The 19,908-nt window shown below is 74.6% G+C and carries 16 protein-coding genes and 1 pseudogene; 4 read left to right on the top strand and 13 right to left on the bottom strand.

Translation table 11 applies throughout. The features are described from left to right. Window positions 1–203: 203 nt before the first annotated feature. Window positions 204–851: an NUDIX domain-containing protein gene (locus tag ACZ58X_RS28405; RefSeq protein ID WP_470336429.1), complete on the bottom strand. Its 648-nt coding sequence runs from the start codon at window positions 849–851 to the stop codon at window positions 204–206. A gap of 98 nt (window positions 852–949) precedes the next feature. Continuing rightward, on the bottom strand, window positions 950–2,632 hold the full coding sequence (locus tag ACZ58X_RS28400) for a CTP synthase (protein WP_470336428.1): 1,683 nt from the start codon (window positions 2,630–2,632) through the stop codon (window positions 950–952). Window positions 2,633–3,355: 723 nt separating this feature from the next. On the opposite strand from ACZ58X_RS28400, the gene ACZ58X_RS28395 reads away from it, so the two are divergent. After that, window positions 3,356–5,362, top strand: coding sequence for a glycoside hydrolase family 15 protein (locus ACZ58X_RS28395; protein WP_470336427.1), 2,007 nt, complete (start codon window positions 3,356–3,358; stop codon window positions 5,360–5,362). Window positions 5,363–5,369: 7 nt separating this feature from the next. Here the strand turns inward: ACZ58X_RS28395 and ACZ58X_RS28390 are convergent, their stop codons facing one another. The 3 genes from ACZ58X_RS28390 to yczE all read right to left on the bottom strand — a co-directional run bounded on the left by ACZ58X_RS28390 (window position 5,370) and on the right by yczE (window position 9,226). Continuing rightward, window positions 5,370–6,536: a glycosyltransferase family 4 protein gene (locus ACZ58X_RS28390; protein ID WP_470336426.1), complete on the bottom strand. Its 1,167-nt coding sequence runs from the start codon at window positions 6,534–6,536 to the stop codon at window positions 5,370–5,372. 181 nt (window positions 6,537–6,717) lie between these two features. Beyond that, the gene (gene recN / locus ACZ58X_RS28385) at window positions 6,718–8,451 is read right to left on the bottom strand and encodes a DNA repair protein RecN (RefSeq protein WP_470336530.1); all 1,734 of its coding nucleotides are present in this window, start codon (window positions 8,449–8,451) and stop codon (window positions 6,718–6,720) included. An 88-nt stretch (window positions 8,452–8,539) separates the two neighbouring features. Beyond that, window positions 8,540–9,226, bottom strand: coding sequence for a membrane protein YczE (yczE, locus tag ACZ58X_RS28380; RefSeq protein WP_470336425.1), 687 nt, complete (start codon window positions 9,224–9,226; stop codon window positions 8,540–8,542). Between the two features lie 131 nt (window positions 9,227–9,357). On the opposite strand from yczE, the gene yczR reads away from it, so the two are divergent. Next, window positions 9,358–10,860, top strand: coding sequence for a MocR-like transcription factor YczR (gene yczR, locus ACZ58X_RS28375; protein WP_470336424.1), 1,503 nt, complete (start codon window positions 9,358–9,360; stop codon window positions 10,858–10,860). Between the two features lie 25 nt (window positions 10,861–10,885). Here yczR and ACZ58X_RS28370 read toward each other — a convergent pair whose 3' ends face one another. The 4 genes from ACZ58X_RS28370 to ACZ58X_RS28355 form a co-directional block, all read right to left on the bottom strand. Beyond that, the gene (locus ACZ58X_RS28370; protein WP_470336423.1) at window positions 10,886–11,794 is read right to left on the bottom strand and encodes an NAD kinase; all 909 of its coding nucleotides are present in this window, start codon (window positions 11,792–11,794) and stop codon (window positions 10,886–10,888) included. A 91-nt stretch (window positions 11,795–11,885) separates the two neighbouring features. Beyond that, window positions 11,886–12,692, bottom strand: a complete 807-nt coding sequence (locus tag ACZ58X_RS28365) for a TlyA family RNA methyltransferase (protein ID WP_470336529.1) — start codon at window positions 12,690–12,692, stop codon at window positions 11,886–11,888. A 37-nt stretch (window positions 12,693–12,729) separates the two neighbouring features. Then, entirely contained in the window at window positions 12,730–13,020 is a 291-nt protein-coding gene (locus tag ACZ58X_RS28360; RefSeq protein WP_470336422.1) for a hypothetical protein, read from the bottom strand. After that, window positions 13,004–13,861 (bottom strand): hypothetical protein, encoded by an 858-nt coding sequence (locus ACZ58X_RS28355; protein ID WP_470336421.1) that lies wholly within the window; start codon window positions 13,859–13,861, stop codon window positions 13,004–13,006. Before ACZ58X_RS28355 ends, ACZ58X_RS28360 begins: the two co-directional genes overlap by 17 nt. A 165-nt stretch (window positions 13,862–14,026) precedes the next feature. On the opposite strand from ACZ58X_RS28355, the gene ACZ58X_RS28350 reads away from it, so the two are divergent. Beyond that, window positions 14,027–14,374 carry an SCP2 sterol-binding domain-containing protein gene (locus ACZ58X_RS28350; protein ID WP_470336420.1) on the top strand — a complete coding sequence of 116 codons (348 nt, stop codon included), beginning with the start codon at window positions 14,027–14,029 and terminating at the stop codon, window positions 14,372–14,374. A 202-nt stretch (window positions 14,375–14,576) separates the two neighbouring features. Here ACZ58X_RS28350 and ACZ58X_RS28345 read toward each other — a convergent pair whose 3' ends face one another. Together ACZ58X_RS28345 and ACZ58X_RS28340 are read right to left on the bottom strand one after the other, a co-directional pair. Next, window positions 14,577–15,614: an HAD-IIA family hydrolase gene (locus ACZ58X_RS28345; RefSeq protein WP_470336419.1), complete on the bottom strand. Its 1,038-nt coding sequence runs from the start codon at window positions 15,612–15,614 to the stop codon at window positions 14,577–14,579. A gap of 72 nt (window positions 15,615–15,686) precedes the next feature. Continuing rightward, window positions 15,687–16,247: a tetratricopeptide repeat protein gene (locus ACZ58X_RS28340; RefSeq protein ID WP_470336418.1), complete on the bottom strand. Its 561-nt coding sequence runs from the start codon at window positions 16,245–16,247 to the stop codon at window positions 15,687–15,689. 92 nt (window positions 16,248–16,339) lie between these two features. On the opposite strand from ACZ58X_RS28340, the gene ACZ58X_RS28335 reads away from it, so the two are divergent. Further along, entirely contained in the window at window positions 16,340–17,710 is a 1,371-nt protein-coding gene (locus ACZ58X_RS28335; RefSeq protein ID WP_470336417.1) for a DUF1015 family protein, read from the top strand. Between the two features lie 113 nt (window positions 17,711–17,823). Here the strand turns inward: ACZ58X_RS28335 and ACZ58X_RS28330 are convergent, their stop codons facing one another. Both ACZ58X_RS28330 and ACZ58X_RS28325 read right to left on the bottom strand, forming a co-directional pair. Continuing rightward, entirely contained in the window at window positions 17,824–18,732 is a 909-nt protein-coding gene (locus ACZ58X_RS28330; RefSeq protein WP_470336528.1) for a tetratricopeptide repeat protein, read from the bottom strand. A 165-nt stretch (window positions 18,733–18,897) separates the two neighbouring features. After that, window positions 18,898–19,908, bottom strand: a pseudogene (locus tag ACZ58X_RS28325) (hypothetical protein); the annotation flags it as partial.

Here is a 19,908-nt window from a genome sequence, read left to right as displayed (position 1 = left end):
CATCCCGCGCCCGGCGTCCGGCCGGTCGGCCCGCTGCGCTCGGCGGAGGCGGCCCGGGACGGGCGCCCTGTCTGCGAAGCGTAGTTCGACCGTCCGACTGATCGGAGGTGACATCCGGTCGTACGAACCGGTGAATCACCCCAAGGCATCAACCCCGCTGGTTCGCCCACGCCCCGAACGGGTCCCCGCGCCCCGACGGGTGCTCAGACCTCGAAGGGGCGGGCCGGCCACGGCGCGTCCGGGCGGCGCAGCCCGTCCAGGCCGTCCGGGGAGGTCAGCGCGGCGTGCACGGCGAGGACGCCGGTGACCAGAGTCGGGTTGTGCAGCTGCCCGGCCTGGATCAGCCGGATCAGCTCGGGCACCGGCACCCAGGCGACCTCGATCTCCTGCTCCTCGCCCTCGGCCTCGTACCGCTCGCCCTCGGCCTCGGCCAGGTCGGTGGCCAGGAACATCCGCAGCGCCTCGTCGGTGCCGCCCGGGGAGGTGTAGTAGTCGGCCAGGATCCGCCAGGTGTCGGCCCGGCAGTGCGCCTCCTCGTACAGCTCGCGCTGGGCGGCGTGCCAGGGGTTCTCGCCGGGCACGTCGAGCAGGCCGGCCGGCAGCTCCCAGAGCCGCTGGCGGACGGGGTGGCGGTACTGGCGCAGCACCAGCACCCGCTGCTTGTCGTCCAGGGCGAGCACGGACACCGAGCCGGGGTGGGTCTGGTAGTCGCGCCGGGACCAGCTGCCGTCGGGCATCCGGACCTCCTCGCTGCGCACGCCGGTGACCCGGCCCTGGAACGGCGTCGAGCTCGCCCGGACCTCCCACTCCTCGGCCGTGTCGGCGATCACCAGGTCGCTCTGCTCGTCCATCGCTCTCCCCTTTTCGTCAGTACGACACAATCTAACGCCGGACGGCGGCCCCGCGGGAATCGCGGGACCGCCGTCCGGTGAACGACCGGGGCCGGGGACTACTCCGCGGCCGCGGCCGTCTTGATCTCGATGGCGGCCTTGACCAGGCCCGCGAACAGCGGGTGCGGGCGGGTCGGGCGGGACTTGAGCTCCGGGTGGGCCTGGGTGGCCACCAGGTACGGGTGCACCTCGCGCGGGTACTCGACGTACTCGACCAGGTCGCCCTTGGGCGAGAGGCCGGAGAACTGCAGGCCGGTCTTCTCCAGGTCCGCGCGGTAGGCGTTGTTGACCTCGTAGCGGTGGCGGTGGCGCTCCTCGACGTACGGCTCGCCGCCGTAGACCTCGCGGACGATCGAGCCCTCGGCGAGCTTGGCCGGGTAGAGGCCCAGGCGCATGGTGCCGCCCAGGTCGCCCTTGCCGTCGACGATCGCCAGCTGCTCGGCCATGGTGGAGACGACCGGGTGCTTGGCGGCGGCGTCGAACTCGGTGGAGTTGGCCTCGGGCAGGCCGGCCAGGTTGCGGGCGGCCTCGATGACCACGCACTGCAGGCCCAGGCACAGGCCCAGCAGCGGGACCTTGTTCTCGCGGGCGAAGGTGATGGCGCCGACCTTGCCGTTGACACCGCGGTCGCCGAAGCCGCCGGGGATGCAGATCGCGTCGACGTCGCCGAGCTGCTCGCGGGCGCCCTCGGGGGTCTCGCAGTCGTCCGAGGTGACCCACTTGATCTCGACCCGGGCGTTGTTGGCGAAGCCGCCGGCGCGCAGCGCCTCGGTCACCGACAGGTAGGCGTCCGGCAGGTCGATGTACTTGCCGACCAGGGCGACCTTGACGATGTGCTGCGGCTCGTGGACGCGGCGCAGCAGGTCGTCCCAGGTGGTCCAGTCCACGTCGCGGAACGGCAGGTCCAGGCGGCGCACCACGTAGGCGTCCAGGCCCTCGCCGTGCAGCACCTTCGGGATGTCGTAGATCGACTTGGCGTCGATGGCCGCGACCACGGCCTCCTCGTCCACGTCGCACATCAGCGAGATCTTGCGCTTGATCGCCTGCGGGACCTCGCGGTCGGCGCGCAGCACGATCGCGTCCGGCTGGATGCCGATGTTGCGCAGCGCGGCGACGGAGTGCTGGGTGGGCTTGGTCTTGAGCTCGCCCGAGGGGCCGATGTACGGCAGCAGGGAGACGTGCACGAAGAACACGTTGTCCCGGCCGACCTCGTGGCGGACCTGGCGGACGGCCTCCAGGAACGGCAGCGACTCGATGTCGCCGACGGTGCCGCCGACCTCGGTGATCACGACGTCGACGTCCTCGGTCGCCATCCGGCGGATCCGGGACTTGATCTCGTTGGTGATGTGCGGGATGACCTGGACGGTGTCGCCCAGGTACTCGCCGCGGCGCTCCTTGGCGATGACCGTCGAGTACACCTGGCCGGTGGTGACGTTCGCCGAGCCGTGCAGGTTGGTGTCGAGGAACCGCTCGTAGTGGCCGATGTCCAGGTCGGTCTCGGCGCCGTCGTCGGTGACGAAGACCTCACCGTGCTGGAACGGGTTCATGGTGCCCGGGTCCACGTTGAGGTACGGGTCGAGCTTCTGCATCGTCACGCGCAGGCCGCGGGCCTTGAGCAGCGCGCCGAGGCTGGAGGCGGTCAGCCCCTTTCCGAGCGAAGAGGCGACACCCCCGGTGACGAAGAGGTGCTTGGTCGTCACGGCGCGGCCGTTCGCTGCCTTGCCGGAATGGGGCTGTGCCAAGAGGGGGCTCCCGTGGGTCGCGTGTCGAAAGTGACGTGGGCGGGAGAAGCTCGCGGCTCGCCGGGCGACGGGAGGCCGGCGGGGTGCGCGGCGCTCGAAGGGTCGTCGGTTCGGCTGGTCCGGGGCGTTTGATCCCGCCGGTCCACGGGATACCAGGGTAACAGTGACCTGACCGGGACGCCTTTCGGCCCGCGCTCGGCACTCCGGGAGCGTGCGCCGGGCGCACCACCGGCGCATCATCCGCCGCACGCGTCACACCGGTCGCACCACCCACCGGACCGGGCCAGCCGGGGCGCTCCGACCGGGCCATGCCAGCCCGTCCGTTACGGCCACCCGGAGCTGATCCTTCCGGACCATCCTGCGCCGCGCCCCCGCGATGCACGGCATTTCCGCCGAATTGCGGCGCCACACGAGGCTGCGCCCGCGTGCTTCGCCCCTTTCGTCCGTCGTAAGCTGCACGGACGCATCGCGACAGCACGAGCACGCGGAGGGCGTGGGAGCGTCAGGACACTCCCGGTCCCCGATGCGCGACCGGACCTCCCCGTAATCCAGCTTCCTCCCCACCCACCCCCAGGGGCTCACCGAGCCCCGCGCGGACACTCCAGCAAGGCCCGCCACCACCCCCCGGCGGGCCGGACGTCCCGGGGTGAACCTCCGGCCCCGCAGACCCGCTCGCTCCCTGGTTCGCCGATGCCCTGACCACATTGCGAACTGGAGATCCACGTGGCCGGCCGTATCGAGGACTACGCACTCATCGGGGACATGCAGACCGCTGCCCTGGTCAGCAGGGACGGGGCGGTGGACTGGCTCTGCCTCCCCCGCTTCGACTCGCCGGCGGTGTTCGCCGGCCTGCTCGGCACCGATGAACACGGCTTCTGGCGGATCGGACCGGCCGAGGCCGTGGCGACCGAGCTCCCCGCCCCGGCCGCCGCCCCCGCCGAGGCCGCCCTGCCCCGCCTCGGCGACACCGCCGGCCTGCGCGTCCCGCCGCCCACCGCCGCCGCCCCCGCCGTGCCCGCCGACCGCCGCCGCTACCGGGGCGACTCGCTGATCCTGGAGCAGGAGTGGGACGCCCAGGGCGGCACCGTCCGGGTGATCGACTTCATGCCGCCCCGCCCGCTGGCCGGCAAGGACTCCGTGCCGCAGATGATCCGGATCGTCGAGGGCGTGGCCGGCACCGTGCGGATGCGCTCGGCCCTGCGGATGCGCTTCTCCTACGGCCGGATCGTCCCCTGGGTGCACCGGGTCGAGCAGGCCGACGGCGGCCACCGCACCGTCGCCGTGGCCGGGCCCGACTCGGTCTGGCTGGACGGCGAGGCCGAAACCTACGGGCGCGACCTCACCACCTACGCCGACTTCACCGTCCGGGCCGGCGAGCGGATCGCCTTCGCCCTCACCTGGCAGGCCTCCCACCTGGAGCCGCCGGCCGTCCCGGACGCCGAGGCGATGCTCGACGCCACCGCCGAGTTCTGGCACGACTGGGCCGACCAGTGCACCTACCAGGGCCCCTACCGGGAGGCCGTGGTCCGCTCGCTGATCACCCTCAAGGGCCTCACCTACGCCCCCACCGGCGGCATCGTCGCCGCCCCCACCACCTCGCTGCCCGAGGACATCGGCGGCGAGCGCAACTGGGACTACCGCTACACCTGGCTGCGCGACGCCGCGATCACCCTCTCCTCGCTGCTGCGCACCGGCTACCGCGAGGAGGCCCGCGCCTGGCGCGAGTGGCTGCTGCGCGCGGTCGCCGGCGACCCGGAGAACCTGCAGATCATGTACGGCATCGCCGGCGAGCGCGAGCTCACCGAGTCCTCGCTGGACTGGCTGCCCGGCTACGAGGGCTCACTGCCCGTGCGGATCGGCAACGGCGCCGCCGGGCAGCTCCAACTCGACGTCTACGGCGAGGTGGTGGAGGCCCTGCACCTGGCCCACATGACCGGCCTGGTCCGCAACGACCACGCCCACCACCTCCAGCTGCGCCTGATCGAGTACCTGGAGGACCACTGGCAGAACCCGGACGAGGGCATCTGGGAGGTCCGCGGCCCGCGCCGGCACTTCGTCCACTCCAAGGTGATGGCCTGGGTCGCTGTCGACCGCACCATCAAGCTGCTGGAGCAGACCCCCGAGGACGCCCCCTCCGACGGCCACCTGGAGCGCTGGCGCGTCCTGCGCGAGACCATCCACCGGGACGTCTGCGAGAGGGGCTACGACCCCGAGCGCAACACCTTCACCCAGTACTACGGCGGCAAGGAGCTGGACGCCTCGCTGCTGCTCATCCCCCAGGTCGGCTTCCTGCCGCCGGACGACAAGCGGGTGATCGGCACCATCGAGGCGATCCAGCGCGAACTGTCCACCGAGGACGGCTTCGTGCTGCGCTACCCGACCCACGACGAGTCCGGCAACAACGTGGACGGCCTGTCCGGCCACGAGGGCGCCTTCCTGGCCTGCTCGTTCTGGCTCGCCGACGACCTGGCCATGATCGGCCGGGTGCAGGAGGCCCGCGAGCTGTTCGACAAGCTGCTGTCCCTGCGCAACGACCTCGGGCTGCTCGCCGAGGAGTGGGACCCCCGGCTCAAGCGCCAGGTCGGCAACTTCCCGCAGGCGTTCAGCCACGTCCCGCTGATCGACACCGCCCTGCGGCTGACCGCCTGCGGCGCCGCCTACCTGTCGGCCCAGCCGGACGGCGCCGAGGCGGACCGGGCCACGGAGCAGGTGGAGCGGGCCGGCGTCTGAGGGCTGCTCAGCCCCGCTGCACCAACTCGTCGTAGGTGCTGAGCACCTGGGCGACGGTGGCGGCCTCGTCCGGCCAGGTCTCGGCCTGCTGCCGGCCGGCCGCCACCAGCTGCTCCCGGCGGGCCGGGTCGGCAAGCAGCCCCCGCACCGCCCGGCCGAGCGCCGCGGGATCCCCCGGCGGCACCAGCAGGGCGGCGTCGCCGACCAGCTCGGGGATGCCGCCGACGGCGGTGGCGACCACCGGCACACCGGCCCGCATCGCCTCCTGGACCACCAGCGAGCGGGCCTCCCAGCGGCTGGAGACCACCACCACGTCGGCGGCGGCCAACAGGTCGGGCACGTCGGTGCGGTAGCCGAGCAGGCGCACCGGCAGCTTCTCGGCGGCCACCCGCTCGCGCAGCGGGCCCGCCTCCGGACCGTCCCCGGCGAGCAGCAGCAGCGGCTCCGGGTCCAGCCCGGACAGCTCGGCGGTGGCGTCCAGCAGCGCCCCGAAGGCCTTCTGCGGGACGAGCCGGCCGACCGCCAGCACCAGCGGGCGGTCCGGGCCGTCGCCGAGCAGCGCGGCCCGCGCCTCGGCCCGGCCGAGCCGGCCCTCGGGCATCGGCGGGGCGGCCACCGGGCCCAGCCGGGCGTCGGTGGCGCCCAGTTCGCGGGCCCTGGCGACCAGGTCGGAGGAGGCGCCGAGGACCAGGTCGGCGGCGCGCGCCACCCGGCGCTCCATCAGCCGCTGCAGCCGCCGTTCCATGCCGGTGGCCAGCAGCGCGTGGTGCGAGGTGACCACCAGCGGGGTCTCCGGGCGCAGGCCCGGGAAGCGGCCGGCGGTCCGCAGCGCGAGGTCGGACAGCAGGCCGGCCCGCAGCCCGTGGGCGTGCACCACGTCGGCGCCGGTGAAGGCCCGGCGCAGCTCGCCGATCGCGGTGGCGTCGCTGCGGGCCCCCGCGGTGGGGGTGATGTCGACGGTGTGGAACCGCGCGCCGGTGCGGGAGAAGCCGAACAGCGCGTCCGTGCCGGCCGGCGCGCAGACCGTGACGGTCACCCCGTGTGCGACCAGGCCCTGGGCCAGGGAACGCACGTGCGCACCGATGCCGCCGGTGCTGGCGGCCAGGACGAGTACCACGTGCAGCTGCCCCGGTTCCGGGGCGGCCGCGGTGGCCCGGGCGGCGGAATGGTCCACGTCGTCTCGCATCCGACTCGATCAGGTTCGCGCGCCGCTTCGCGAGGATTGCCCGCCCGGCGGCGCTCGGGACTGGAAAGCCAGTGTCCAGCCGCCACCATGCCAGGTCGGCGGCCCTCTTGGACAGTCGGCGCCACCGGGGGCGCGTCGCCGTCCCGACGGGGAGGGCCGCCGGTTCCGACTACTGGTGGCGAGGGGCCCGGGCGGCGGCCAGCAGCTCCTCGGCGTGGGCCCGGCCCAGCTCCGAATCCTCCAGGCCGGCCAGCATCCGGGAGAGTTCCCGCACCCGTTCCTCGTCGTTCAACACCTTGACCCCGGAACGGGTCACGGTGCCGTCGTTGGTCTTCTCCACCACCAGGTGCCGGTCCGCGAACGCGGCCACCTGCGGGAGGTGGGTGACCACCACGACCTGGGCGGATTCGGCCAGTTTGGCCAGCCGGCGGCCGATCTCGACGGCGGCCTTGCCGCCGACGCCCGCGTCCACCTCGTCGAACAGGTAGGTGGGGACGGGATCGGCGCCCGCGAAGACCACCTCGACGGCGAGCATCACCCGGGACAGCTCACCGCCCGAGGCGCCCTTGGCGATCGGGCGCGGCTGGGCGCCCGGGTGCGGGGCGAGCAGCACCTCGACCTCGTCCACGCCGTGCGGCCCGTACGCGACGGTGCGGCCGTCCAGTTCGATGCCGGCCAGGTCGTCGACCCGGGTGATCGAGAAGGTCACCCGGGCGTGCGGCATGGCGAGTTCGGCGAGCTCCGCGGAGACGGCCTCGGCGAAGCGCCCGGCGGCGGCCTGCCGGGCGGCCGACACCTCGGCCGCCAGCTCGGCCAACTCGGCCCGCAGCTCGGTCTCCTGGGCGCCGAGCTGGTCGATCCGCTCGTCGTCGCCGTCGAGTTCGGCGAGCCGGGCGGAGCCGGCCTCGGCCCAGGCGATCACCTCGGCGAGGTCGTTCTCCTCGCCGCCGTACTTGCGCAGCAGCTGGGCCAGCACGGCCCGGCGGTCCTCGACCGCGGCGAGGCGCACCGGGTCGGCGTCCAAGTCGTCGGCGTAGCCCGCGAGGTCCCCGGCGACGTCGGCCAGCAGGTAGCCGACCTCGTTCAGCCGGTCGGCCAGGGCGGCCAGCCGCTCGTCGTGGTGGCGCACGGCGTCCAGGGCGCGCCGGGACTGGGCGAGCAGGGTGCCCGCGTCCAGCGCCTCCGGGTCCGCCGGGTCGCCGGCCAGGGCCGCGTGGGCGAGGGTCGCGGCGGAGGACAGCGCGTCGGCGTGGCCGAGCCGCTCAGCCTCGGCGGCCAGCTCGACGTCCTCCCCGGCCACCGGCTCGGCGGCGGCGATCTCGTCCAGGCCGAAGCGCAGCAGGTCGGCCTCCTGGGCGCGCTCGCGGGCCCGGGTGGTCAGCTCCTCCAGGGTGGCCGCGACCTCGCGCAGGGCGCGGTAGGTCTCCCGGTAGCGGGCCAGCGGCTCGGCGACCGTCCCGCCCGCGTAGCGGTCCAGCGCGCCGCGCTGGCGGGCCGGGCGCAGCAGCCGCTGCTGGTCGGTCTGGCCGTGCACGGCGATCAGGTCCTCGCCGAGTTCGGTGAGCAGCCCGACCGGGACGGCCCGCCCGCCGACGTACGCCCGGGAGCGGCCCTCGGCGGAGACGGTCCGGCTGATCAGCAGCGCTCCGTCGTCCAGTTCGGCCCCGGCCTCGACGGCGCGGGCCGCCACCGGGGAGTCTGCGGGCAGTTCCAGCCGGCCCTCCACCACGGCGCGCCCGGCCCCGTGGCGCACCAGGCCGGGGTCGGCGCGGCCGCCGAGCAGGAGCCCGAGGCTGGTCACCACCATGGTCTTGCCGGCGCCGGTCTCACCGGTCACGGCGGTGAAGCCGGGAGCCAGCTCGACCACCGCATCGTCGATGACCCCAAGATCCCGTATCCGCATCTCGTCCAACACGGAGACGACCTTACGAGGTTCCGCCCCCGGAGCGCGACGAGCGGCAACGGCGCGCGGCAACTCCGTGCCGCCGGGTTCACTCCTTCCGGGGCGTTTGGGCGGCCGTGGGGACCGTGCACCACGGCAGGAAGAACTGCACCAGCGGACCGATGAGCAGCGCGTACACCACCGTGCCGACCCCGGCGGTGCCGCCGAGCAGCAGTCCGACGGCCAGCACGGTGACCTCGATGCCGGTGCGGATCAGCCGCAGCGAACGCCCGGTGCGTCGGTGCAGTCCGGTCATCAGGCCGTCCCGGGGGCCCGGGCCGAGCCGGGCGCCGATGTAGAGGCCGGAGGCCAGGCCGTTGAGCAGCACCGCGGCGGCCATCAGCGCGGCCCGGGCGGGCAGGCCCTGCGGGCCGTCGACCACCCGCAGGGTGAGGTCCATCGCCGCGCCGATCACCAGCACGTTGGCGACGGTGCCCACCCCCGGGCGCTGGCGCAGCGGGATCCACAGCAGCAGCACCAGGGCGCCGCAGACGGTCACCCAGGCGCCCACGGTGAGGCCGAACACGCGTTGCAGGCCCTGGTGGAAGACGTCCCAGGGGTCGAGGCCGAGGCCGGAGCGGAGCATCAGCGCCATGCTCGCCCCGTACAGGGCGAGGCCGACGGCGAGCTGCGGCAGCCGGCGGCCCAGCGCGTGGGTGTCGCCGAGGATCCGGACGGCCGGACCTGAGGCGGACGGTGAGGTGGACGTGGACGTGGACGCGGTCGTGGTGGCCACTGCTGCTCCTGCGGGTGGTGCTGCACCCCGGGGCGGCCCCGGTGGTGGCGGCGCGGTGGCCGCCCTGCCATCATGAAGGGGCCAAAGTGGCTCATGACAGAGCCAATTCCGAGCAAGTGGACTGATCAGCGATGGCCGACTGGCACACCACCGTCACCCCGCCCGCGCTGGCCCGGCTGCTCGCCACCGCGCGACTGCCCGAACCGGCCACCGCCCGCCGCCCCGCCTACCGCACCCTGGCCGGGCAGATCCGGCTGCTGGTCACCGAGGGCCGGCTGCCGGTCGGCGCCCGGCTGCCCGCCGAACGCGAACTCGCCTCCGCCCTGGAACTCAGCCGCACCACCGTCGCCACCGCCTACGAGGCCCTGCGCGGCGACGGCTACCTGCTCAGCCGCCGCGGCGCCGGCAGCTGGACCGCCCTGCCCGAGGGCGCCCCGCCGCCCAGCGACGCCCTGCACCCCGTCCCCCCGGACGAACAGGGCCGGATCCTCGACCTCGGCGTCGCCGCCCTGCCCGCCCCCCAGCCCTGGCTGGGCCGGGCCGCCGCCCGGGCCGTCGAACTGCTGCCGCAGTACGCCGCCGGGCACGGCCACTACCCCACCGGCGTCCCGGTGCTGCGCGAGGCCGTCGCCCGCCGCTACACCGAGCGCGGCCTGCCCACCACCCCCGACCAGATCCTCGTCACCACCGGCGCGATGGGCGGACTGCACCTGGCCCAGCGGGCCCTGGTCGGCCGCGGCGACCGGGTCGCCGTCGAGGCCCCCAGCTACGCCCACACCCTCCAGGCGCTGCGCCTCACCGGGGCACGCCTGGTGCCGGTCCCCTACGACACCGTCGGCGCCCGGCGGCGCTGGGACCTGGAGGAGTGGCAGCGGGTGCTGCGCGGGGCCGCCCCCAAGGTCTCCTACGTCATCCCGGACTTCCACAACCCGACCGGCGCCCTGATCGACGAGGACCAGCGCCGCCGGCTGCTGGCCGCCGCCCGGGCCGTCGGGAGCATCGTGCTGGTGGACGAGACCACCGCCGAACTCGGCTGGGGCGTACCGGAGTCCACGCCGCTGCCGCGCCCGGTGGCGGCGCTGGACCGGGCCGCCCAGGTGGTCACCGTCGGCTCGGCCGGCAAGCTGCTCTGGGGCGGCCTGCGGATCGGCTGGGTCCGGGCCGCGCCCGCGCTGGTCCGGCGGCTGGCCACCGAGCGGGTCTACAGCGACGTCGGCACCCCGGTGCTCGACCAGCTGATCGCCGCCGAGCTGCTGGGCGAACCGCTCCCGGCCGTCCGCGCCCACCAGCTGGACCGGCTGCGGGCCACCGCGCACGCCTTCGCCGCCGCACTGCGCGAACAGCTGCCGGAGTGGAGCTTCCCGCTGCCGCCCGGCGGCCTCGCGCTCTGGGGCACCACCGGCGGCCTGTCCGGCGCGGCGCTGGCCCAGGCCGGGGAGCCGGCCGGGATCCGGATCGCGGCCGGCAACCGGTTCGGCTCGGACGGCGCCTTCGAGCACCACATCCGGATCCCGCTCACCGTGCCCGCCCCGGCCGTCCCCGCCGCCGTGCGGCGGCTGGCCGCGGTGGCCGCCCGCGCCACGGCGGGCGGCCGGCTCGGCACGGCCGACGAGGGCCAGGCGCTGGCGGTCTGAATCGCCCGGACGATCCGGCGGACCGTCAGCAGGGGGTGTTCGAGCGGCCGCGCCAACCCGTCACCGGCAGGGCGAACTTGGCGACCAGCCGGTCGGTGAACGGCGCCCGGTGCAGCCTGGCCAGCCGCACCGGCGTCTTCCCCCGGCGCACCTCCACCCGCGCCCCGGCGGGCAGTTCGACCGAGCGGCGCCCGTCGCACCAGAGCACCCCGTGCGGGGTCTTGGGCTGCACCTCGACCGCCAGCACCGAGTCCGGCGAGGTCACCAGCGGCCGGGCGAACAGCGCGTGCGCGGAGATCGGCACCATCAGCAGCGCCTCCACCTCCGGCCACACCACCGGCCCGCCGCCCGAGAAGGCGTACGCCGTCGAACCGGTCGGCGTCGCACAGACCACCCCGTCGCAGCCGAAGTTGGAGACCGGACGGCCGTCCACCTCGGTCACCACCTCCAGCATCCGCTCCCGGGACGCCTTCTCGATCGACGCCTCGTTCATCGCCCAGTCCTCGTGCACCACGTCGCCGTTGGTGCGGACGATGACGTCGATCGTCATCCGCTCCTCGACCTCGTAGTCGGCGTCCACCACCCGCTCGACCACCACGGCCAGGTCGTCCCGCTCCGCCTCGGCCAGGAAGCCGACCCGGCCGAGGTTGATGCCCAGCATCGGCAGCCCGTGCGAGCGCGCCAACTCCGCGCCGCGCAGCAGCGTGCCGTCCCCGCCGGCCACCAGGATCAGCTCGCACCCGTCCGCCGCGCCCGGCCCCTCGGCCACCTTCTCGACCCCGTCCGGCAGGTCGAGGTCCACCGCCTCCGCCTCCAGCAGCCTGATCCGCAGCCCCGACTTCAGCAGCCCGTGCACCAGGGCCTCGACGCTGCGCAACGCCGCCTCCCGGCCGGTGTGCGCGATCAGGAAGACCGTGCGTTCTTCATCGCTCATGCCGCTGCCCTCTCCCTACGCCTGCCGGGTCGCCCTCGGCCCGGTGCGGCCGCGCCATCCAGCATGACGGGCCGGACGCTCGCAGAGCACCCTATCGGGGCCCCTCCGCCACGGCCCGGTCCGCGTCCGCGGGGTCCAGCTGCGGGGCGTCCCGGCGCATCCAGAGGAAGTACTCGACGTTCCCGGACGGCCCCGGCAGGGGACTCGCGGTGACCGCGCGCACGCCCAGCCCCAGCTCCCACGCCTGCCCGGCGACCTGCCGGACCATCTCGGCACGCAGCTGCGGGCTGCGCACCACCCCGCCGCTGCCGAGCCGCTCCTTGCCGATCTCGAACTGCGGCTTGACCATCAGCACCAGGTCCGCGTCCGCCGCCGCACAGGCGGCCAGCGCGGGCAGCACCAGGCCCAGCGAGATGAAGGAGAGGTCACCGACGACCAGGTCGACGGGGGTGCCGCCGATCGTCTCCAGGGTCAGCTCGCGCACGTTGGTGCGGTCCATCACCGTCACCCGCTCGTCGCTCTGCAGCGACCAGGCCAGCTGCCCGTAGCCGACGTCCACCGCCAGCACGTGGGCCGCCCCGGCCCGCAGCAGCACGTCGGTGAACCCGCCGGTGGAGGCGCCGGCGTCCAGCGCCCGGCGGCCCTCGACCACCAGGCCCTGCGGCACGAAGGCCGCGAACGCCCCGGCCAGCTTGTGCCCGCCGCGCGAGACGTAGTCGGGGTCGTTGTCGTCCTTGGCCACCACGACCGCCGCCGAGGTCTCCACCTGGGTGGCCGGCTTGGTCGCGGTGGTGCCACCGACGGTCACCCGGCCGGCCGCGATCAGCTCGGACGCGTGCTCACGCGACCGGGCCAGCTTGCGGCGGACCAGCTCCGCGTCGAGTCGGCGTCGTGCCACTGCCACTGGTGTTTCAGCTCCTACGGGGTCCTGCGGATCAATCCTGGTCGAGTGCGGCCAACGCGTCGGCGAGCCGCTGGTGAACATCTTCGTACACCGCGACGTGTGCCTCGGCCGGGACCCCGTCCAGAGCCTCCAGCCGGGCCAGCCCGGCATCCACCCCGGGGTGCCCGGTGGGCAGCAGTTCGACCCCGAGCGGCCCTACGGCCAGGGCGGCGGCGTCGGTGAGGACGGTGGGCTCTGCGGGCTCTGCGGGCTCTGCGGGCTCTGCGAGCTCGGTGGGCTGTGCGGGCTCGGCCGGTGCGCCCGGCTCACTCGTCCCGGACATCGGGCTTCTTCGTGCTGCTGGCCTTGCGGACGGTGGTCTTCCGGGTCGCCGTGCGCTTGGCCGCCGTCCCGGCCCGGCCGTCCGCCTCGGTCGGCTTCGCGGTGGCCGTCTTCTTCACCGTGGCCTTCTTGGCGACGGCGGTCTTCTTCGCCGCGGTGGCCTTCTTCGCCGGGGTGGCCCTCTTCGCCGCAGTGGCCTTCTCGGCGGCCGTGGTCTTCTTGGCGGCGGTCTTCTTCTCCACTGCGGCGTTCCCCGCCGTCGCCCCCTCCGCCACCGGGTTCCCGGTCACCGCCACGGGCGGCACCGGAGCCACCGGCGGATCGACCTCCACCGGCTCGTCCACCTCCACCCGCTCGGCCACTATCGGCTCCGCCGCCACGCGCTCGTCCTCGAACTCCCAGCCGCGCCCGAACAGGTCGTCCGCCCGGGGCGCCGGCACCGGCTCCTCCGCCGGGTACCCGGCCGTGGACGGGCCCGGCCCGGCCTTGGCCGCGGACGGCTCCTCCTCGACCTCGCGCAACTTGCTCTCCAGGTACGCCAGCACCACGCCGACCTTGGTCACCTGGTCGCCGACCTTCTCGAAGGCCTTCTCCACCTCGTTGCGCGCCACCCCGACCGCCAGGTCCACCCCGGCCCGCCCGGCGGTGACGGCCTCCTCCGCCAGGGTCTGCAGCGTCTTCGCCGACGGCGGGAACTGGCCGCCCAGCCTGCGCTCGACCTCGGCCACGTCGACGCCGGTCTTCTCCAGGACCGCGGCCGCCGTGTCGACGACCCGCTTGCCGACCTCCTCCACCACCACGGCGGCGGCCGCCACCGCTCCCCGCACCGTCCTCGGCAGCATCCGGGTGCCTCCTCCGCGCCTGCGCGCGCCCGCGCGCCGCGCTCCGTCGCCCTCGGCACCCGGGCGATTCCGGGCACCCCACTGACGACGCTACCGCCAAAACCCTCCTGAGGTACCGTGGCCCGGCAGTCCGCACCGTAGTGACCTGGGGATGGAGCGAGCGCCGTGGCGAACGCCGAGGAGTGCCGGGAGGCACTGGAGCAGCTCAGCCGGAACATGGCGAAGGCCACCGGCGACGTCCAGAAGGCCGCCGCCCTCGACCGCTCGCTGAGCTGCCGGATCACCGACCTCGACCTGACCTTCACCGGGCAGCTGCGCGACGGCCGGATCCAGGACCTGGTCGCCGTGCCCGGCCCGCCCGCCGAGAAGGCCGCGATCCGACTCACCATGGCCAGCGACGACCTGCTCGCCCTGGTCGGCGGCGAACTCCACTTCGCCTCCGCCTGGGCGAGCGGCCGGGTCAAGCTGGAGGCCGGCCTCCGCGACCTGCTGCGGCTGCGCACCCTGCTCTGAGGGCCTGGGTCGGGCGCCTGACACGGACGTCCGTACCGAGGGTCGGTTCGTACGTCCGTGTCAGACGCCCGGCCCGGATGAGCCACCCCGAACGACCCGTCGTGGACGTCTGAATCGGACGTACGACTCAGACGGCCGTCCGGGGCGACCGACCCGAACGACCGTCTCGGACAACCGACCCGAACGACCGTCCCGGACGACCTCAGAACCCGAGCTCGGCCAGCGCCTTCCGCCCGTCCACCGGCCCGCCGTCCGCGTCCAGCGCCGTCCACGCCGCCGCGCACAGCGCCCGCAGGCCGTCCCAGCGGTCCCCGGCACCGGCCAGCCGCAGCACACCGCCCTCCGCCACCGCCGTCCAGCCGCCGCAGGCGAAGCCGCCGCCCGCCGCCGTCACCGCCGACTGCGTGACCAGCAGGCCGCGCAGGTCGGCCGCCAGGTACGTCGGCCGGTGCTCGACCGGGGCCGCCAGCAGCTGCGCCGGGGTGGTCACCCCGGTGAACACCAGCAGGCTGTCCACCCCGCCGTTGAACGCACCCTCGATGTCGGTGTCCAGCCGGTCCCCGACCACCAGCGGCCGCCGCGCACCCGTCCGCAGCACGGTCTCCCGGTGCATCGGCGGCAGCGGCTTGCCCGCCACCTCCGGGTCCACCCCGGCCGCCGCCCGCACCGCCGCCACCAGCGTCCCGTTGCCGGGCGCGATGCCGCGCGCCGTCGGCACCGTCATGTCGGTGTTGGAGGCAACCCACGGCAGCCCGCCGCGCACCGCGTACGCGGCCTCCGCCAGCTGCGCCCAGCCGACCGACGGGTCGAAGCCCTGCACCACCGCGAGCGGCTCCTCGGCCAGCGAGCGGACCGCGACCAGCCCGCGCTCGGCCAGCGCCTCCTCCAGCCCCAGCCCGCCCACGACCAGCACCTTCGCCCCGGCCGGGACCTTCTCGGCGACCACCCGGGCGGCCGCCTGGGCCGAGTTGATCACGTCCGCGGGCTCGGCCGGCACGCCCAGCTCGGTCAGGTGCTCGGCGACCACCCGCGGCGGTCGGGAGGCGTTGTTGGTCACGTACGCGAGCCGCATCCCGGCCGTCCGGGCCGCCGCCAGCGAGTCCACCGCGTGCTCGATCGCGTGCGGGCCGGCGTAGACCACGCCGTCCAGGTCCAGCAGCGCCGTGTCGTACGCCTCGGTCAGCGGGCGGTCGCTGCCGCCGGGGGCGGTCCGTCGCACGGGGGTGGCCGTCTCGGTCATGCCTGCCCTACCTCATTCACTGCGGTTCGTCCGCGTTCACCGCGGTCCGTCTGCTCGTCACTGTCCGCCCGGTCAGGCGTCCTCGTCGACGCCGCCGGGCTCCTCGACCTGCCCGGGCACCCCCGGCCCACGGTAGCCGGGCGCTCCCGGCAGCAGCGGGCCGTAGGCCCCGGCGCGGGCCGCCAGGGTCGCCCTGGTCTGCCGCAGCGCCGCCCGGTAGTGGTCGGCCTCCGGCCGCATGGCCACCGCCAGCGCCAGGTGTTCGGCGGAGGTCTCGAAGTCGCCCAGCCGGGCCGCCGCGACCCCCCACCCGAACTGAGCGTAGTCGTCCGAGGGATCGGCCAGCGCCACCGCCCGGAAGTTCTCCAGCGCCGCCGCGTACGAACCGGCGTCGAACTGCGCCCGGGCCAGCGCCTCCCGGATGCTGCGCGAGTGCGGCTCGGCCTCCGCGGCCCGGGTCAGCAGCTGCTCGGCCGCCGCCGGGTGCCCCTGGGCCAGCAGCTTCGCGCCCCGGCGGAACCAGTCGTAGACGTCCCCGGCCGGCTCCCCGGGCCGCCCCTGGGCGGGCACGCCGCCCGTCGGCAAGCGCTCCCCCGGCACACCGCCGTCCAGCCGTTCCTGCCCGTCCTCCATGCCGTACCTCGCCCTCGGTCGTACACCCGCCCGACCGTTCGGCACGGGGATTCCGATCTCTCAACAACGCGTACCCGGTTACGATGCCCAGAATGAGCACACCCAGTGCAGAAGACGGAGTCGAGACTCCCGTGGGCGGCCCCGGCGATCCCGGGCACGTCGCCACCGCAGGCCTGTCCCTGTCCCCCTTCCGTGGCCTGCGCTACGTCCCCGACCGGGTCGGCGCGCTGGCCTCGGTGATGTCCCCGCCGTACGACGTCGTCGATCCGGGGCGCCGGCTCGACCTGGAGACCGCCGACCCGCACAACGTGGTCCGGCTGATCCTGCCCCGCCCGGAGCCCGAGGACGCCGGCGACCGCCCCGACCGTGACACCAAGTACCGGCACGCTGCCCGGCTGCTGGCCGCCTGGCAGCGCGAGGGCGTCCTCGCCGCCGATCCGGAGCCGGCCATCTACGTCTACGAGCAGCGGGTCCCCGGCAACGGTGACACGCCCGAACTGCTCCAGCGCGGCCTGATCGGCGCCCTCGCGGTGAGCGGCCCCGAGGCCGGGGTCGTCCTCCCGCACGAGGACGTGATGCCGCGGCCGGTCGCCGACCGGGTCGGACTGATGCGCACCACCCGGGCCAACCTCGAACCGCTGCTGCTCACCTACCGCGGCAACGGCGGCGCCTCCGGCGTCATCGAGCGGACCGTCGAGGGCGAGCCGCTGCTCTCCACCGCCACCACCGACGGCACCCACCACCGCCTGTGGGCCGTCACGGACCCCGCCGACCTCGGCGAGATCAGCCGCGACCTGGCCACCTGCCGGGCCCTGATCGCCGACGGCCACCACCGCTGGGAGATGTACCTGCGCCTCCAGCGCGAGCACCGCCACCTGCCCCGCAGCCCGTGGGACCGCGGCATGGTGCTGCTGGTGGACACCGCCCGCTACCCGCTGCGGGTTCGGGCCATCCACCGGGTGCTGTACCGGCTGCCGGTGGCCGAGGCGCTGGAGAAGCTCGGCGACCAGTGGAAGGTCAAGGAGGTCCCCGGTCCGCTGACCGCCGCCCTCCAGGCCCTCGCCGAGCAGAAGCGGCACGGCGGCAACGGCTTCGTCCTCACCGGCGGCGACGGCGTGTTCTGGCTGCTGGGCGAGCCGGAGGAGGCCCTGCTGGGGGCCACCGTGCCGCACGACCGGCCCGAGGAATGGCGTCACCTGGACGCCACCGTGCTGCACGCCACCCTGCTCGACCACACCTGGCACGTCCCCGACGGCCCCGACGACATCGGCTACCTGCACACCGCCGCGGCCGCCGAGCGCGAGGCCGCCCGCACCGGAGGCACCGCCGTACTGCTGCACCCGGTCCGGGAGAGCGTGGTACGGCGGCTGGCCGAACAGGGCGTCACCATGCCGCGCAAGTCCACCTCGTTCGGGCCGAAGCCGGCCACCGGGCTGGTGCTGCGCAGCCTTCCGCTGGGCTAGTCCGCTTCCGCTGGGCCAGTCCGCCGGGCAGCAGGAAGCCCCGGACGCCGTGAGGCCCTGCCGATCTCCCCCGAAGGGGCATCGGCAGGGCCTCACGGCGTGTCTCAGGACGCTCAGGCCTGGGCGTCGCCCTTGGCCTCGGCCTTGTCGGCCTTCTCAGCGGCCTCGGCGCGCTCGGGGACCACGCCGTCGAAGTCCTCGTCGATCTCGAGGTCGTCCTCGTCGTAGAACTCCTCGACGTCCTCCTCGTCCTCGAAGATCACGCGGTCGTCGGAGACGTCGCCGCCGCGCTTCTTCGCCGGGGCGTCGGCCTGGTCGGCGACGTCCTCGTCGGCCAGCTCCGGGTCGAGCGCGTCGGTGAACTCCACGCCGTCGATCTCGGCCAGGCGCTCCGAGGCGTTGGTCGAACCCTCGGTGTCGGCCTCGGCGGCCTTGGCGAACCAGTCACGGGCCTCGTCGCCGCGGCCGGCCGCGATCAGCGCCTCGGCGTAGGCGTACCGCAGGCGCGCGGTCCACGGGTGCACGGCGCTGGAGGCCAGCTCCGGGCTCTGCAGGGTGACGACGGCCGCGTCGAACTGCTCCATGTCGCTGCGGGCACCGGCCGCGACCAGGCGCATCTCCACCTGACCGGCCTTGTCCAGCTGCTTCACCTCGGGCTCGCCGGCCATCGCCAGCGCCCGCTCCGGACGGCCCAGACCGCGCTCGCAGTCGGCCATCACGGGCCACAGGTCGGCACGACCGGTCATCCGACGGGCGGCGCGGAACTCGGTCAGCGCCTCGGAGTAACGCTGCGTCATGTACGAGGCGAAGCCGGCCGCCTCACGGACGGCGGCCACGCGGGACGCCAGCCGCAGCGCGACGCGCGAGTACTGGTAGGCCTCCTCCGCATCGCCGTCGAGCAGCCGGGCCACCATCACCAGGTTGCGGGCGACGTCGTCCGCAAGGGTCTTGGGCAGGCTCTTGAGCTCCTGGCGCACGTCCGCGTCCAGCTCGAAGCCGGTGACGTCCTCCGGGATCGGCAGGCGCTTGACCGGCTCGTAGTTGCCACGACGGTCGTCGTAGTCCCCACGGCCGCGGTCGCCGCCACGGTCGTCGCGGTCGCGGTAGGACGGACGGTCGTCGCGACGGAAGCCGCCACCACCCTGGCGGTCGTCCCGGCGGAAGCCACCGCGGTCGCCGCCACCCTGCGGACGGTCGCCACGGTCGCGGTTGAAACCGCCGCGGTCGCCGCCACGGTCGTCGCGGTCGCGGTAGGACGGACGGTCGTCACGACGCGGACGGTCGTCGCGGTCATCGCGACGGAACCCGCTCGGACGGTCGTCCCGGCGGAAGCCGCCACCCTGCGGACGGTCGTCGCGACGGAAGCCACCGCGGTCGTCACGGTCGCGGTTGAAGCCGCCACCCTGGGGACGGTCGCCACGGTCGCGGTTGAAACCACCGCGCTCGCCGCCACGGTCGTCACGGTCACGGTTGAACCCGCCCGGACGGTCGTCCCGGCGGAAGCCGCCACCCTGCGGACGGTCGTCGCGACGGAAGCCACCGCGGTCGTCACGGTCGCGGTTGAAGCCGCCGCCCTGGGGACGGTCGCCGCGGTCGCGGTTGAAGCCGCCGCCCTGGGGACGGTCGCCACGGTCGCGGTTGAAACCGCCGCCCTGCGGACGGTCGTCACGGCGGAAGCCACCACGGTCGCCACCGCGGTCGTCACGGTCCCGGTTGAAGCCACCACCCTGCGGACGGTCACCACGGTCACGGTTGAAACCACCGCGCTCGCCGCCACGGTCGTCACGGTCACGGTTGAACCCGCCCGGACGGTCGTCCCGGCGGAAGCCACCGCCCTGCGGACGGTCGTCGCGACGGAAGCCACCGCGGTCGTCACGGTCGCGGTTGAAGCCACCACCCTGGGGACGGTCACCGCGGTCGCGGTTGAAACCGCCACCCTGCGGACGGTCACCACGGTCACGGTTGAAACCGCCGCCCTGCAGACGGTCGTCACGGCGGAAGCCACCACGGTCGCCACCGCGGTCGTCACGGTCGCGGAACGACGGACGGTCGTCACGACGCGGACGGTCGTCACGGTCATCGCGACGGAACCCGCCCGGGCGGTCGTCCCGGCGGAAGCCACCGCCCTGCGGACGGTCGTCGCGACGGAAGCCACCGCGGTCGTCACGGTCGCGGTTGAAGCCACCACCCTGGGGACG

The sequence above is a fragment of the Kitasatospora sp. NPDC040550 genome (assembly GCF_055594965.1).
Note: the sequence above shows the minus strand (reverse complement) of the source record. Positions and strands in the feature narration are given on the sequence as shown.

Coding starts and splice junctions, on each gene's coding strand:
- ACZ58X_RS28405 (WP_470336429.1), bottom strand. CDS start 851: ATGGACGAGCAGAGCGACCTGGTGATCGCCGACACGGCCGAGGAGTGG.
- recN (WP_470336530.1), bottom strand. CDS start 8,451: ATGCGGATACGGGATCTTGGGGTCATCGACGATGCGGTGGTCGAGCTG.
- yczR (WP_470336424.1), top strand. CDS start 9,358: ATGGCCGACTGGCACACCACCGTCACCCCGCCCGCGCTGGCCCGGCTG.
- ACZ58X_RS28370 (WP_470336423.1), bottom strand. CDS start 11,794: ATGAGCGATGAAGAACGCACGGTCTTCCTGATCGCGCACACCGGCCGG.
- ACZ58X_RS28360 (WP_470336422.1), bottom strand. CDS start 13,020: ATGTCCGGGACGAGTGAGCCGGGCGCACCGGCCGAGCCCGCACAGCCC.
- ACZ58X_RS28355 (WP_470336421.1), bottom strand. CDS start 13,861: ATGCTGCCGAGGACGGTGCGGGGAGCGGTGGCGGCCGCCGCCGTGGTG.
- ACZ58X_RS28345 (WP_470336419.1), bottom strand. CDS start 15,614: ATGACCGAGACGGCCACCCCCGTGCGACGGACCGCCCCCGGCGGCAGC.
- ACZ58X_RS28340 (WP_470336418.1), bottom strand. CDS start 16,247: ATGGAGGACGGGCAGGAACGGCTGGACGGCGGTGTGCCGGGGGAGCGC.
- ACZ58X_RS28335 (WP_470336417.1), top strand. CDS start 16,340: ATGAGCACACCCAGTGCAGAAGACGGAGTCGAGACTCCCGTGGGCGGC.